Source organism: Clostridium cylindrosporum DSM 605, from assembly GCF_001047375.1.
GTDB classification, from domain to species: domain Bacteria; phylum Bacillota; class Clostridia; order Clostridiales; family Caloramatoraceae; genus Clostridium_AB; species Clostridium_AB cylindrosporum.
On the sequence record NZ_LFVU01000024.1, the window covers coordinates 43,372 to 59,031 of the forward strand.

Genomic DNA, 15,660 nt, shown 5'->3' on the forward strand with positions numbered 1-15,660 from the left:
TTTTATTGATTCATAAAATAAAACTATTGTGTATTAATATAAATATAGCATCAAGCAATCATACATATCTTTTAAAAATTCTTTCTCTCTACAACTATGCTATATAAGATAAGTATCACTGCAAGTAGTGTAGCCTCCAGTTAAACCAATAGAGGCAATCGGTAGAAATTCTTATCTCCATAAATGTCATTAGCCTTAGTAAAGAAGCATGTTTGAGCCTTTAGGCGAGTTTGCGCTGCACTTAGGCTAATGGCATTTATGGGGATTAGAAGTTCTTCGGATTGATCTCGCTGGTTTATCTGGAGGCTACACTACTGCAAAAGCACCTATCTTACTAATTTAACTTCCCATGACTTAAATTCTTTTTCTCTATGTTTATATTAAATTCTCTCTCATATATTCTAATAGCTGCCATTTCCTTAGATGTAACTAATGAAATAGTCTTACCTGTGGCTCCTGCTCTAGCTGTTCTTCCTGCTCTATGTAGATATTCACTAGCATTTGTTGGAAAGTCTAGGTTTATTACATGTGTTATATCCTGTATATCTAGACCTCTAGCAGATACGTCTGATGATACTAGAACCTTAATCTTTCCACTTCTAAAGCTTTCTATAGCCTTTTGTCTTTGCTCCTTAGTAACCTTTTTATGGATACTTAAAGAAGGGATACTATGATAGTTTAGCTTTTCTGTTGCAAGATCTACTTCATATCCTCTATTTACAAATACTAATGCTTTTTTCGGTTCTACTGCTGAAATTAACTTTCTTAGTGTTTCAACCTTATCCCTAGGATCAACTTCAATATACATATGCTTAATATTAGGATTAAGTGCTGCTTTCTTCTCGTTTTTTATAATTTCAGGCTCTTTCATTAATTCTCTTGCTGTAAATAATACCTTAGGGCTTATTGTAGCTGAGAATACTAAAAGACATCTATCTCTCATAGTACACTTAATTATATCCTTTACGGTACCAGAGTTTGTGTTATCAAGTAGATTATCCCCTTCATCAATAACTATTGTTTTTATTGTATGTGCAGTTATCTTCTTTTTCTTCATTAAATCTAAGGCTCTACCTGGAGTTGCAACAATTATATGTGGTTTTATTTCCTTAAGCTTTTTTATTTGCTTCTCAATATTAACATCACCAATTATAGGTAATGAAGTTATAGGTAGATTCCCGTTACTTGCTAAAAGCTTTGCCTGGGCTTCTATTTGCATAACAAGTTCATGGGTTGGAGCAAGCACTAATACTTGCATTTCTCTTTTTTCACTATTAACTTTTTGAAAAATAGGGCATAAAAATGCAAGTGTTTTCCCACTACCTGTGTAGCTCTCTGCTATTACATCTTTATTTTCTAATATTTTTTCAATAGTTAAGTGTTGAATTTCTGTTGGTTCTGTAATTCCTTGTTTTTCTAGTGCATCTACTATATTGGAATCTAAACCAAGTTCTATAAATGACTTCATAATTTTCTCCCTTAAGTTTATTCTAGTTAAATTCTATTATATATGTGTTTAAGATTAGATTCTATCCTATTGTTATATTATTCTAAGTTTCAACAGATTTTATTACATAATTGATTCTTAGCCTAAAAATGGGTATAAAAAAAGAAGCTTTATTCAAGCTTCTTTCCTGGTCGGGGTGACAGGTCTCGAACCTGCGACCTCATGGTCCCAAACCATGCGCGCTACCATCTGCGCCACACCCCGTTGCTACAATAGTAATTATATATGACTATATTATATAAGTCAACACTTTTAATAAAAAAAATTTAATTTTTTTTAAAATAAGAAATAGAAGCCTAAGGCTTCTATTTACTCATTTTTGTTTGTAGGGAATTCTTTGCTTTTTTTGATTTTGGACTTCTTTTAAAAATTGAAAGGAATTTAGCATACAATTCAAACCATTTTCTGTACCTTTTAAATTTTCTTCTCTGATTTAGATCGATAATTTTTGCACTGTTTTCCATAAGTGTAACCTCCTTAGGGATTAGTTTGAACATATTATGTCTTTCCTTATCTGCCTTGTTTTCTAGCTACATCATTTTTAATATCTAAAATGTAATTTTCTACCTTATTCTCCTTTAGGTTCTTTGCACTAACTAATAATGTATCTTCATTATTAAAGTAAGCATTTATTATATTATATTCAGGTGAATTGAATTTCTCCATTAACTTAGGGCTTAAAATTTTTAATGAGTATGTAGAATAAAGTGATAATCCTACCTTATCCCCTTTTCTTGTTTGAATATATATACAGTCTCCACTTGGAGAAAATGTTACGTATTCTACGGTTGCACCTTCAAAGTAGTCTAGGGGTACTACGTCTACTCTCTGAGCTTCTCCTGATGAAGCACCTTCTTCTTTTTCTGTTCCTCCGCCGCCACCTGTACCTGCTGCTTCAGCAACCTTTTTATCCTTACTATTAAATGCTCTAACTACCCTTTCAACTGCTAAGGCTATGGTATTTTTCCCATCTACGGAGCATAATATCATCTTCTTACCATCATTTGAAATTGCTGCAGACCCATATTTTTCTCTATTAATCCTAACCTTTTTTAGGGGTTGAAAGGCAATATCATTTGCTATATAGTCTGGAAGTTCAAATGCTTTTAAAACTGGAATAGCCTCAGTATGTGTATCTTCTCTTAATAAAAGTGACTTTTCCCCTTGAACCATCGCTTCAAAAAATACTAGGTTACTTTTTACCTGTATATTTTCAATAACCATATCTCCATCTGACTTCTTACCTATTGTATAGTCTGCTATATCTATGGTATAGTATGCTTTCCCTTTAACGCCTTGTGAAAGCTTAACGCTTGCAATAAGCTTATTTCCTATCTTTTCTATTCTATTTATACTATATCCTAAGGGCTTAAGGGGGAATTCGGTTTTAATATCCTTCTTATTACTACTTGGTGCTATATATTTTCGAGCTTCATCGCGCTTTCCCTGCATAACAAGTTCCATATAAAGTTTAATTAGATTTTGTGCATCCTTATAATCTTGTTTTCTTTCTTCAAGTCTTTTCTTATCTACTTTACTAAGCTCTTTCTTAGAGGTACACCCAGCTGGTAAAATCAATAAAGTCAAAATTAGAAAGATTGAAATAAATTTCTTCACTTAATTCACCTACCTTTAATTATCAATATATAGTTTGGTAAGTAAATCACTTTTTAATACATCATAAATATAAAAACCTTCATTTTTTTATATGATGTTGAATAGTAATTATATTGAGTAGTATTTAGGAGGTATTTATTTGGGTGATGTACTAAAAATCAGTGCTGTATTTATCGGTACAATTATAGGCGCAGGTCTTGCATCTGGACAAGAAATTCTTCAATTTTTCTCTTTGTATGGTAGGAAAAGTTTTATTGGAATTACAATTTGCTGTATTATCTATGTAGTATTTTCATGTATTATTGTATATCTTTGCTATAAACATAAATTTAGATCTTATAATGATATGGTTATATTTGTCTTAGGTAAAAAATTCGGAAGAGTTACAGATATATTTTTAACCTTCTTCATATTTGCAGGAAATACAATTATGATTTCAGGTGGAGGCGCCATGCTAAATGAATTCTTTGGACTTAATAAAGCCGTAGGAATTTTTTTAATGGCAGCACTTTGTTTTATTGTAACTTCATTATCAACTAAGGGATTGATTGCAACTAATATGATAGTTGTTCCACTTTCTACTGTAATGATACTACTAGTAGGTATTTTTACACTAAAACAAAATCCTGATTCTATTAACTATATTATAACCTCTAATTCACCACAAAGCAAAGATGGATTTTTACTATCTGCACTTCTTTATGCTTCTTTTAACCTTATACTAGCAACAGGAGTTATCTGTCCTATGACAAGGGAAATTAAGAGCAGAAAAAAGTTTATTGCAGGTTGCTTATTAGGAGGTATTGTTCTAACAATACTTGCAGTATCAGTAAACTTCTCAATACTTACATACTATCCTGGTAGCTTTTATAGTGAAATACCAACATTACATATAAGTAAAGAGTTTGGTGCGTTATTTATGTTTTTATTAACAGGTATTATATGGCTAGAAATGTTTTCAACAGAAATATCTAACCTTTATAGTTTAGGAAAAAGAATGGAACACTCATTTAAAATTTCATATACAACATCAGTACTAATTATTATTCTAGTTTCAATTCCTATATCCTTTGCAGGTTTTTCTAATCTTATAAGAATATTATATCCACCATTTGGTGCAGTTAGCCTTATATTTATATTCGGCTGTTTAATAAAGACTATGAGAGTGAAAAAAAAGGTTACAAAATAGTAAAAATTATACTTTATGATAAATAATAACGAAAATATAGATGAATATATTCGTGAAATATTATAAAATACTAATGTAATATACTTTGAGGTGATAATTTTGAAGAAAAATATAATATACATAACTATATCTTTAGTATTTTTCATTTTATTTTCTGGAATTTACTATATATTTTTAGGTACACAAAGCCTAAATTATTCAATAATACTTGATAAAAAGAAAGTAACAGATGGACAGGAATTAAGGATATACCAAAACGGAGATGAAAAAACACTTATAGTTCCTAATACATTAACTATTAAACCATCCCCTTCATACAATATAAAGTTAAGGGGAAAAAAAGTTATTTCTATAGAACCTGTTAAATATTATTCAGGTAAAGTTATATCCATTAAAGGTTCTGAAGTTCATCTTGTGGATAGTGTAATCAAGACTACTAGCAAAACCAAATACTACAAAGTTGAGGGAAAATCTATATCGGAAATATCTGATAAAAGTTTAATGGTAGGATATCAAGGATATAGATTTATTATGGATAAAAATAATAATGTAAAAATTGTCCTATGTAGTATTCCAAAGGTTAATAGAATAAGAACTCTTATATCTAACTCTGATTTTTCAACTAGAAATCATAAGGAGATTAAATTTTTCTTTAATAGTGAAGCAGAATTAAAATCTAAGGATTTAAATTATAAATTCGCTCCAAATGATAGTCTAATTGTAACTAAAGAAGGGGCTAAAATGAATCTTTCACTTGTAAAGGGTTCAAGTACAACTAGTATTGGAAATACATCCTCTAGAATAGAGATTATCCAAGGGGATTCTACCAGAATATCTATTCCTTCTAACACTAGAAAAAACGGATATATTCCATCATATTATGGTAGTTTTGAACTTTCATTAGATAATAGTGGTATTAAACTTATTAATGAGGCATATATTAACAACTATCTTAAGGGGGTTGTGCCTTCTGAAATGCCATCCTCTGGTGGAGTTGAAGGATATAAGATTCAATCTATAGTTTCAAGAACTGCTGCTATTTACAGTATTTTATCAAAGGAATATGCAAGTCTTGGGGTTCATGCTATAGACTGTGAGCCTTCACAGCTTTATGAAGCTTCACCTGGTAGTCCTCAGTCTGATGAAGCAATAGAATCAACTTCTGGTGAAGTAGTAACTAAGGATGGCGATGTTATAGATGCTAAGTATTATTCAACTTCACCTGGATTCGGTGCATCCTATGATGATGTATTTGGAAAGGTTACTCCATCTAAAGATTATTTAACAGCTTCATCATTTAATCAATCAGGTAATAAGATAAATGTGCATAGTGAGGATGATATAACACAGTATCTAAAAGATTGGACAGTTAAGGCACATGATTCTAACTCTCCACTTTTTAGATGGAAGTATTCAATAGATTATACTGTTCTTACTAAATTAATTAATAATAACTTATATGATTTATACGTTAAAAATCCTAATCATTTTAAAGAGAAATGGCACTTTTTCTTATATAAGGAAGCTAAAATACCTCGAGATGGTATAGGAAAGATAAAAGATATTAATATAACAGATAGAACTTCATCTGGTATAGTTTCTGAAATTAAAATAGAAAGTGAAAATAATATCTATAAGATAACAGGTAATGATATCCTTAGAAAACTCCTTATACCAAAGGAAGGATTTGAGCTTACAACTATATATGGTAAGCCACTTCAGAACTTAACTATACTACCTTCCCCATTCTTTACTATAGAAAAAAACATGTCAGGTGATAAGTTTAAATCTATAACTATTTATGGTGGTGGAGAAGGACACGGAGTTGGACTTAGTAAATATGGTGCAATAGGTCTTTCTAGACACGGACTTAACTATAAAAAAGTAATTACTAGCTTCTATCCTAGTACTGAGACTTTAAATATTGATAAGGACTTTAGACTTGAAGTTGAAAATAGAAACCAATAAATATATTAATAAATATAAAATCCCTAGGATTAATCCTAGGGATTTTTATTAAATCAAGTTAGAAATACTTTTCATATGACCTGCAGTGCCACCATTTTTAACTAAAACTACCTCTGCCATTATTCCAAGAACTATTTCTTTTATTTCTTTACCACCTATTGCGATTCCAATCGGTGAGTAAACCTTGTTTAAAAGGTCATCTGAAACTCCATCTTTTCTAAGGTTATTAAATATATTTTCAACCTTTAATTTACTACCTATCATTCCTATATACTTAGCATCACTAGATATTACTTCCTTTAGTGCATTCTCGTCATATATATGTCCTCTAGATACCATAATAACATAACAATTATTGTCTACTTTATAGTTTCTAAGAGATTCTACTACATCACCTAAAATAAGTTCATCTGCATCTGGAAACCTTTCTTTATTACAAAAAGCCTCCCTGTCTTCAAATATGCCAACGGAGAAACCCATGTACTTTCCAAACTTATATAGCTCATGTGATACATGACCTCCACCTACTAATAAAAGTTTTGGCTTCTCATTAAATACTCTTATAAATACTTCTGTCTTACCTTGAGATGTATTATGAAGGTCTCCATCTATTTCACTACTTGATGCTTCAAATTCAAAGGATTTACTTACACCTTCCTTTAGGCATACTAGGGCTTTTTCTATAACCTTAGCCTCAAGGCTTCCTCCTCCTACTGTTCCTATAATACCTCCGTCTTCATAAACTCCCATAGTCGCCCCTGGGGCCCCAGGAGAAAATTTAGCAAGCTTTGTAACTATTGCCATAGCTATTTTCTTATTTGCATCTACTTCCTCTGCTATCTTAGCTAATACACTTTTCACTATTTTCTCTCCTATAACTTAAATGAAGTATAGCTTCAAGTACTCCACCACCTATAGCTCTAGCCTTTTCTGATATTTCATAGCAGTAATCCACTTTTCCTCTTGGGTCTGTGTCGGCTATTTTTAACCCTTGCTTAACAAATGTACCTTCACGAATAAGACCTCTTAAAGCCCCATCAAGTTTACTTCTTACAGGAGTCCCATCAATTGTTGCTATAACCTCATCTTTTTTAACTACATCTCCTATATTCTTATTATGATGTATTCTTCCAGTTGCAGGAGCATTTATTACTCTTTCTAGTGTATATCCCATTATATTTCCAGGAGCTCCTGTATTCGGTTCAGCACTTCCATTTAAAATTAACTTACCAAGATAATGTCCCCTATTAGTTTCTACTACAGCATCTACATCTTCTCCAGCTGTAAACCCTGGACCTAATCCTATTACAATAGGAGCCATACCTTTGAAAGTTCCAATATTTCTCTTCGCGAGAATAGCATCTACTAATGCATCCACTTTAAACTTTTTAACTATTTGGCATTTTTCATCTATTATTACAGCTATTTTACGATCTTTAAATGCTTTTTCTATATCTTCGATACTTTCACAAAGAACTCCAGTTACTCCCTCTACCGTAGCGGTTCCGTTAAATATAGCATCAGCAAAAGCCACTGTTCTTCTTATAACAAGAGGCTCCTTAATATCTAACATTAGTACGTTAAATCCACATGAATAAAGTCTATGTGCTATTCCACTAGCAAGATCTCCAGCTCCTCTTATAACTACTGTCTTATTCATTATTCAACCTCCTTAGTGAATCATATACCTCTGGTGTATCTACATCCATTCCAAGCCTTGCATTTTCGATTTTTAATTTAGTAACCTTTTGTGAGTTTCTAATTATCTCTCTGCCTCCATTATCCCCATCTAATGATTTAAATTCTTCTCTCAAATAGGATGGAAATACTACTGGAGTACCATTTTTCCCATTGTAAATAGGAATTACAATATTATCTACTTTCTCCACAAATTCAGATAGAATTTTATTTATAAGAGTTGATGTTATAAATGGTTGATCAGAAACAAAAAACATAAATCCTATATAATCTTCTTTATCAGACTCATTTAAACCAAGTTTTACTGATATGCTTTGTCCTGTCTCTGGAGAAGGATTATATATACAATCCACATGATAGTTTTTAATAATATTCAATACCTCATCCTTATTATAAACAACTATCACCTTTTTAAGATGTGAAAGTGTTGCCTCTTTAATCACCGTTTCAACCATAGGCTCATCATTAACCTTCATAATAAGTTTATTACTTCCCATTCGTCTTGATAAACCTGAAGCCATAACTATTCCACATACATCTATACATATTCTTTTAAACTTACCTTCGAATATAGATGAGATAAAAACTCTATCAACGTCCTCAGTTTTCATAACCTTTTTCAAAAGCACAATTGCTCTATTTTCACTTAAATTAGTATCACACTTACTAACTATAAAAAACCTTTTACACTTATTGGGTGTATTCTTAAACAATCCAAATTTATTATTAATAAGAGATAAAATTGAATCATCATCTACTAATTCTTTACCAGATTTACCTGTAATAGATGTAAAAATATCATCTCTAAAACATACATCCTCTACCTTTTTATCTAGTGCATCAAAGCCTATGATTCCTATATTAATATTAGTTTTAGATGGTATTATAGGCTCACCTTCTTTAGGTGCCTTAAGTGGCTTGCATTTTGCTCCATCTGCTTCTACTAATATAAACTTGTATAAGCCTTTTATATATATATCATCTAAAATAGTTTTATCTACTCCGACAACTTTATTCTCAGAATTTATTTCCTTTGCAAGTAATGTTATCCCATCTATGCTTTCATTAAAAATTTCATTACTTTCATTATCTAAAACAATTAAATTATCATATTCATCCTTGCTTGGAAGAAATATTTTAGTAGTTGTTGTTACAAGAACTCTTCCAAAATTCTTAAGTTCCTTTGCAAGTGTGAACATATGACTTGTTTTACCTCCACCTCCTACAAAAGAAATCATACATGATTTTTTAGTATTTATTCCAAGTTCTTTATACATACTTTCCATATTTCATTACCTCATTTAATGAATATTAGCTTAGTTACCAAATGGACATATTGGATAATGACATACTTCACACTCCTGACATAGTCCTCCATGTGCTAAAGTAGCCATATCTTTTTTTGTTATTTTATCTCCTGCTATAAGCCTTTTAAAAACAAGATCAAATACTGTAACCTTAAAGAACATTCCACATGCTGGTAGTCCAAGTATAGGAATATTCCCTCTATAAGCAATCATAAACATAGCTCCAGGTATAACTGGTGAACCATAGGTTACTACCTCATTTGAAACGCTTTTTATAACACTTGGAGTTAAATCATCAGGGTCAACAGACATTCCACCTGATGTTACAATTATTTCACAGCCTCTATTTAGTAAGTCTTCTATACATCCTCTTATCATATTCTCATCATCTTTTGCATATAAAACATCTAAAACTGTACAACCATAATAGGAGGCCTTTTCTCTTAACAGTGGACCAAATTTATCTTTAATAATTCCCTCATAAACTTCTGTCCCTGTTACTACAACTCCTACTTTATAATTTTTCACTTCTTTAATTGATACAACATTACCTAGTTCCCTACAAATTTCCTCTACAGTTTCAATTCTTTCTCTCTCTGTTACTAAGGGAATTAATTTCGCAGCAGCAACTACCTTTCCCTTCTCAACTAAAGTATTAGTGTGAAGAGTTGCAAGTACAACTCCCTCTATTTCATTTATTTTCTCAAGGGCTTTTGTATTAATTTTTAATAGACCTTTATTACTTGCTATGAATTTAACTTTACCTTCACTTGGACCTTCAAGTATTATTTCACTTGTAGCAGCTGCCTTTGATATTCTAATTGCAGCTTCATCTTCATGTATTGTATTTTTATCTAGTTCTAATATGTAAATATGGTTTTTTCCCATACTTTTAAGTTCGTCAATGTCTTCCTCAGCTATTATATGACCTTTCTTAAAAGCAGCTCCTTTAAAGTCCCCAGGAACAACTTTTGTCATATCATGGGCTAAAATCATTCCTATGGCATCTTCAACCTTTACTTTTTTTATCATAATTCCTCCACTGTGGTAACTGATAGTATTCCTCAATTTCATACATTTTTATAATAATTATATCAATAATAAACCGTTATATCAAATATAGTATTTCCCTATTCCTGTTATTTCTATAGTTTTCAGGTGAATTTATAATAAATAAGATAAAAAACAAATACTTAGATTTGTGATTTAATATAACTTACTATTTGACAATATACAAAATAACTCTTGTTAAAAAAACATCATTTTTTTCACTTCATGATTATTTTGGTATACTTGTACTTAATTCCGGAATAATTCTAACTATAATATTAGGAGGACTTATAAATGAAAATAAAAAAGATGGTTCTAACAGGTCTTTTAATGTCACTTGCAATTGTTATACCAGTTATGTTTGGAGGCTTTTTAAGAATTACTATACCACCATTTAGCGCAACACTTGCTTCACATGTTCCAATATTTTTATCAATGTTTTTAGGGCCTTTAGCGGCTGCTGTTGTTGCTATTGGAAGTGCGATTGGATTCCTTATAACATCACCTGCAGTTATTGCAGCAAGAGCATTTATGCATCTTGGAGTATCAGTAATCGGATCATATATGCTAAAGTCAGGAAAAAGCTATTGGACTACAATGATTGTTATAGCACCTATACATGGGCTACTTGAATGTCTAGTTGTAGTTCCATTTGGATTCGACCTATATAAAGCCTTTATAGTTGTTGGAATAGGAACTATTCTACACCACTTTGTAGATGCAGTTATTACTAAAGCTATACTTCCTCTTATGAAGATAGCATCACCTGCATTTGAAGAAGAAATGAAAGATAATACTAAAATCGCTTAGAGATATTACACCAGAAAGGGGATGTGAGGCTTACTAGCTCACATCCCCTTAATCACACAATTTCCCCTTCTTGTAAAAACAAATTATAAATTTTAATCATTTTTAATCAAATATATAAATAATAATATTTAAAACGTAAAAGCTATATATATAACTTTTACGTTTTTTATTTTTCTTGATTTATTTAATAGGAGGGTTTGTAATGAATACTTTTAAAAACTTCGAGAAAATTTTAGCCTTGCATTGCTCTCCAACACTTGTTGGTATTAAGCCTTCTAATTTAATATCCTGCTATAAAAAGCATTATTCTAATATACCTTACCTGATAAAGACATATAACACTGTTTTAAATAAGAAAAATATATTCTTAGAGATATTATGTGAGTATAAATCATATTATTTGATTCTTGTTTATAACAAAAATTTATTAAATAGCATTTTAATGAATCCTAGTTGTCAAGGTTTTCTAAAGTTAAATGGGTATCCTGATATAAACATATTAGATGCCATAAATACTTTAAAACACAAAGTCTTAAATATAAATAATTTTCCCCATGAGATTGGACTTTTTCTAGGTTATCCCCTTGATGATATTATTGGGTTTATTGAAAATAAAGGACAAAGCTATAAGTTCTATGGATATTGGAAGGTATACTCTAATGAGGAGTATGCAAAATCACTTTTTAATCAATATGATAAATGTAGAGAGTCTTTTGTAAGTAAGCTTCTTTTGGGAAACTCTATAATGGACATTATAAATGTTATCTAATGCATAATACCCACAGGAAGATAAAACTCCCCTGTGGGTATTGTTATTAATCAAATTTTGGTTCTTCAATTTTTCTTCCTGCAACGTATCTATGAAGAATTTGTCTGTCATCTCCAATATAAATATATCTTTGAATCCTTTCTTCAATTGATCTTTCATTTAAGTCTGAAAGTTCAGTATCATCTATAACAAGGGCATCAAACTCATAATCTTTTTCAAAGCTTCCTACATTACCAAAGAACTTTCCTCCACCCTTTGTAGCAAGATAAAATACCTCTGGAGTTGATAGAAAATCCTCAAATTCACTATACTCAGGATTTTCTACCCATTTAAGCTTTGACACTTGAACAGCCTGAACCATAACACTTGCTATTGATGCATTATGTCCACCTGATATATCACTTGAAAGTCCTACTGGAACGCCAGCCTTAAGAAGTTTTCTTATAGGTGCAATACCGCTAATTAAATTGCTGTTTGAATGAGGAGAGTGTGCAACAAATACATTATTCCTCGCCATTAACTTGATTTCCTCATCGCTTAGATATATACAGTGAGCCATAACTGTTGGAGTTTTCCCAAACATTCTAAACTGATTATAAACTTCACTATAGCTTGAAGCTTCAGGATGAAGCTTTGATACCCATTCTACTTCTCCTCGATTTTCAGATAAGTGTGACTGTACAGGGACGTTAAACTTACTTGCAAGTTCTGATAGTCCATCCATTAAAACCCCTGTACATGTAGGTATAAACCTTGGTGTTATAATAGGTTTTACTAAGTCGTATTTATTAATTGTTTCAGTTAAAAAATCCTCAGTATCATTAATGGAATCTTCGGTATTTTCTATATAAAACTCTGGAGAATTTCTATCCATGTTCACCTTACCAACATAGGCTGAAAGCCCTGATTTATCAATTAAATCCATAAGAATTTTTGTTGCTTCTTTATGAATAGTACCAAAAAGTACTGCTCTTGTTGTTCCCTGTTTCCATAATTCATGAACAACCTTTTTATATGCTTTTAGGGCATATTCTGTATCTATATACTTCGCTTCCTCTGGAAATGTGTATGTTTCTAGCCAAGGAAGAAGCTCCATATCTATTCCAAGTCCCCTGTTTACAAATTGAGGAGCATGGAAGTGTAGATCAACAAATCCCGGAACTATTAATTTTCCTGTGTAATCAACAACAACTGTATCCTTTAATTCTTCAGGAAGAGTCTTATATACTCCCTGTACAAGTCTATCATTAACTACTATATATCCATTTTCAACAATCTCATATTTACCAAATTCAGGGGTAAATATAATATTACCTTTATAAGCCTTTAGTATAGAGTTTATAACAATCAACTCCTTAATAACATTTTTTTGTAATTATTATATCTTTTTGTAAGTTTTTATTCAATATACACATTAATAAATTAACAAAATAGTTGTACTCATTATTATAAATATTTGAATTCTTTACTCAAAAATGTTATCATAGTATTATACTAGTATACAAAACAATTTAAGAAAGGTGGTATTTTTTGAGTGTATTAAATTCTCCTGAAAAATTAATATTATTATTTTCTACAATTCTTATCCTAGGTGTTTTTTCAACTAAGTTTTCTAATAAGCTTGGTGTTCCCTCTCTTGTTTTCTATATAGGTGTAGGAATGCTTTTAAACCTTTTTATCTTCTTCAATAATGCAAAATTAACTCAACTTATTTCAACTATAGCTTTAGTTATTATTCTCTTTGATGGAGGATTTAAAACTAAATGGTCTAAAATAAAAAAAATCATTCCATCCTCAACATCCCTCGCAACTCTTGGTGTACTTGTAACTACATTAATTACTGCTATTTTCTCAAAATTAATTCTAGGATTTGACTGGCTTAACTCATTGCTGCTTGGTTCAATTGTAAGTTCAACAGATGCAGCTGCAGTTTTTGCTGTACTAGGAGATAAAAATATAAAACCAAAGGTTAGTTCAACACTTGAAATAGAGTCAGGTAGCAACGACCCTATGGCTATTTTCTTAACTATTTCATTTATCTCTCTTATTAAAGGGGATATGTCTTCTATTTCATCACTTATATTTTTCTTCTTTTGGCAAATGGGTATAGGCACCCTACTTGGCCTTTTATTCGGAAAGATATCTTTATATATTATTAATAAGATTGATATAGATTCATCTGGACTTGCTTGTGTACTTGCACTTTCACTTGGCTTTTTAACATTTAGTGCTACTACATCTATTAATGCAAGTGGATTCCTAGCTGTATACATAATGGCAATTTATCTTGGGAATAATGGAATCTCCTATGGATATTCCGTTGAGAAATTTCATGATGGCTTAGCTTGGGTTATGCAAATATCTATGTTTGTTATACTTGGACATTTAGTATTTCCAAAGGACCTTTTGCAGTATACTACTCCTGCACTATTACTATCATTAGTTCTAATGTTAATTGCCAGACCTATTGGTGTTTTCATTTCTACTATATTTTCAGATTTTACTTTAAAGGAGAAAGTATTTATTTCATGGGCGGGACTTAAAGGCGCTGTTCCAATTGTTCTTGGAACCTACCCAATGGTTAGTAATCTGCCAAATAGTTCAGTTATTTTTAATGTTGTTTTCTTTACTGTATTAACCTCTGCACTTATTCAAGGGTATACCCTAAACCCATTCGCTAAAAAGCTAGGGCTGCTAGGTGAAGACATACCTGAAGTGCATAATTCATTAGAACTTATATCTACAGGAAAATCTAAAAAGGATATGATTCAGGTTTACATCGGAAAAGATTCAGCATCCATTGGAAAAACTCTAATGGAGATTGAACTTCCAGAGAAAACATTAGTCTCTGCAATTATTAGAAATGACGACATTATAACCCCTGTTGGTAGTACTACTATTGAATATCGCGACGTACTATTTATATTAACACCTAAGGAATATCGAGAATCTACTAAGTCACTACTTGCATAATTCTAAATATAAAAAAAGAACCTCTTAATTAAGAGGTTCTTTTATTAGTTAAACCAAAAATTATAGGTTAACCTTTGAAAGGATTGAAGCTTCTACTTCATTAACCTTTGATTCGATTTCCTTAACCTTAGCTGATAGTTCAGCAACCTTAGCTTCATCCTTGATTGATCCAAGGTTGATCTTTACGTTGTAAAGAGCTGATATAACTGCTGTTCTAGCCATCATAGCTGCAACTGCTCCGTCAGTAACTGCGTTTTGGTTACCCTTAACTACTACTGCTTCAGTGTACTTCATGAAATCAAAAGCTGCTTGAGCTACTGAAAGTGGAACTTCAGCTGCTTCAACTATAGCTGATTGCATAGCTGCGCTTCTTGCTGCCTTTTCTTCGTCTGTTTCCTTTGGCATCTTCATAGCCTTCATGAATAGATCGAATGAATCAGCATCCTTATCGATAGCTGTAACGAAGTCTTGAGTAGCCTTAGCAGCTATTCCTTGAAGATCCTTCATTTCAGCTTCTGCTGATTCGTAACCCTTCTTACCTATAGTAAGTCCTGCTACCATTTCAACTAGAGCTGCTGAAATACTTGCGCTTAGAGCTGCTATACTTCCACCACCTGGTACTGGTGCATCTGAAGCTGTTGCTTCTAAAAATCCCTTGATACTAAGATCTGCTAACTTTCCTGACATTTGGAAATCCTCCTTATATGTAAAAAATATTTTTTTGACAGTGTAAATATTAGTTTAATGAACACTTTCAATATACATTATATTA

Annotated in this window: 14 protein-coding genes and 1 tRNA gene; 5 read left to right on the forward strand and 10 right to left on the reverse strand. The window is 31.4% G+C overall.

What is annotated here, in order from left to right; all coding sequences use genetic code 11:
* Positions 1–334: 334 nt before the first annotated feature.
* From CLCY_RS05775 to CLCY_RS05785, 4 genes are all read right to left on the reverse strand, one after another.
* Complete coding sequence (locus tag CLCY_RS05775; RefSeq protein ID WP_053083277.1) at positions 335–1,471, reverse strand: DEAD/DEAH box helicase; 1,137 nt, start codon at positions 1,469–1,471, stop codon at positions 335–337.
* Positions 1,472–1,635: 164 nt separating this feature from the next.
* A tRNA-Pro gene (locus CLCY_RS05780) sits at positions 1,636–1,711 on the reverse strand.
* Between the two features lie 101 nt (positions 1,712–1,812).
* On the reverse strand, positions 1,813–1,971 hold the full coding sequence (locus CLCY_RS13755) for a hypothetical protein (protein ID WP_161797110.1): 159 nt from the start codon (positions 1,969–1,971) through the stop codon (positions 1,813–1,815).
* 46 nt (positions 1,972–2,017) lie between these two features.
* Entirely contained in the window at positions 2,018–3,124 is a 1,107-nt protein-coding gene (locus tag CLCY_RS05785; protein WP_048570177.1) for a hypothetical protein, read from the reverse strand.
* A gap of 139 nt (positions 3,125–3,263) precedes the next feature.
* Here CLCY_RS05785 and CLCY_RS05790 point away from each other — a divergent pair, with 139 nt between their 5' ends.
* Both CLCY_RS05790 and CLCY_RS05795 read left to right on the forward strand, forming a co-directional pair.
* Positions 3,264–4,313 (forward strand): YkvI family membrane protein, encoded by a 1,050-nt coding sequence (locus tag CLCY_RS05790; protein WP_048570178.1) that lies wholly within the window; start codon positions 3,264–3,266, stop codon positions 4,311–4,313.
* Between the two features lie 99 nt (positions 4,314–4,412).
* Entirely contained in the window at positions 4,413–6,281 is a 1,869-nt protein-coding gene (locus CLCY_RS05795) for a SpoIID/LytB domain-containing protein (protein ID WP_048570179.1), read from the forward strand.
* A gap of 48 nt (positions 6,282–6,329) precedes the next feature.
* On the opposite strand, the gene CLCY_RS05800 is transcribed toward CLCY_RS05795, so the two are convergent.
* From CLCY_RS05800 to CLCY_RS05815, 4 genes are read right to left on the reverse strand one after another with little or no spacing between them, the layout of a single operon-like run.
* On the reverse strand, positions 6,330–7,142 hold the full coding sequence (locus CLCY_RS05800; protein WP_048570180.1) for an XdhC family protein: 813 nt from the start codon (positions 7,140–7,142) through the stop codon (positions 6,330–6,332).
* The gene (yqeB, locus tag CLCY_RS05805; protein WP_048570181.1) at positions 7,123–7,941 is read right to left on the reverse strand and encodes a selenium-dependent molybdenum cofactor biosynthesis protein YqeB; all 819 of its coding nucleotides are present in this window, start codon (positions 7,939–7,941) and stop codon (positions 7,123–7,125) included. The genes CLCY_RS05800 and yqeB overlap by 20 nt, the downstream gene beginning before the upstream one ends.
* Positions 7,934–9,265 (reverse strand): selenium cofactor biosynthesis protein YqeC, encoded by a 1,332-nt coding sequence (gene yqeC / locus CLCY_RS05810; protein WP_048570182.1) that lies wholly within the window; start codon positions 9,263–9,265, stop codon positions 7,934–7,936. Before yqeC ends, yqeB begins: the two co-directional genes overlap by 8 nt.
* 30 nt (positions 9,266–9,295) lie before the next feature.
* On the reverse strand, positions 9,296–10,318 hold the full coding sequence (locus CLCY_RS05815; protein ID WP_341372097.1) for a molybdopterin-binding protein: 1,023 nt from the start codon (positions 10,316–10,318) through the stop codon (positions 9,296–9,298).
* A 312-nt stretch (positions 10,319–10,630) separates the two neighbouring features.
* Between CLCY_RS05815 and CLCY_RS05820 the strand changes: the two genes are divergently transcribed.
* Together CLCY_RS05820 and CLCY_RS05825 are read left to right on the forward strand one after the other, a co-directional pair.
* Positions 10,631–11,146, forward strand: coding sequence for a hypothetical protein (locus CLCY_RS05820; protein WP_048570183.1), 516 nt, complete (start codon positions 10,631–10,633; stop codon positions 11,144–11,146).
* 202 nt (positions 11,147–11,348) lie between these two features.
* Positions 11,349–11,915: a DUF3793 family protein gene (locus tag CLCY_RS05825; protein WP_048570184.1), complete on the forward strand. Its 567-nt coding sequence runs from the start codon at positions 11,349–11,351 to the stop codon at positions 11,913–11,915.
* Positions 11,916–11,961: 46 nt separating this feature from the next.
* Here CLCY_RS05825 and CLCY_RS05830 read toward each other — a convergent pair whose 3' ends face one another.
* A complete protein-coding gene (locus CLCY_RS05830) occupies positions 11,962–13,266 on the reverse strand; it encodes an amidohydrolase family protein (RefSeq protein ID WP_242844943.1) in 1,305 nt (434 codons plus the stop codon).
* A gap of 179 nt (positions 13,267–13,445) precedes the next feature.
* Between CLCY_RS05830 and CLCY_RS05835 the strand changes: the two genes are divergently transcribed.
* The gene (locus CLCY_RS05835) at positions 13,446–14,888 is read left to right on the forward strand and encodes a potassium/proton antiporter (protein ID WP_048570186.1); all 1,443 of its coding nucleotides are present in this window, start codon (positions 13,446–13,448) and stop codon (positions 14,886–14,888) included.
* Positions 14,889–14,948: 60 nt separating this feature from the next.
* Here the strand turns inward: CLCY_RS05835 and CLCY_RS05840 are convergent, their stop codons facing one another.
* On the reverse strand, positions 14,949–15,575 hold the full coding sequence (locus CLCY_RS05840) for a cyclodeaminase/cyclohydrolase family protein (RefSeq protein WP_048570187.1): 627 nt from the start codon (positions 15,573–15,575) through the stop codon (positions 14,949–14,951).
* Positions 15,576–15,660 lie beyond the last annotated feature (85 nt).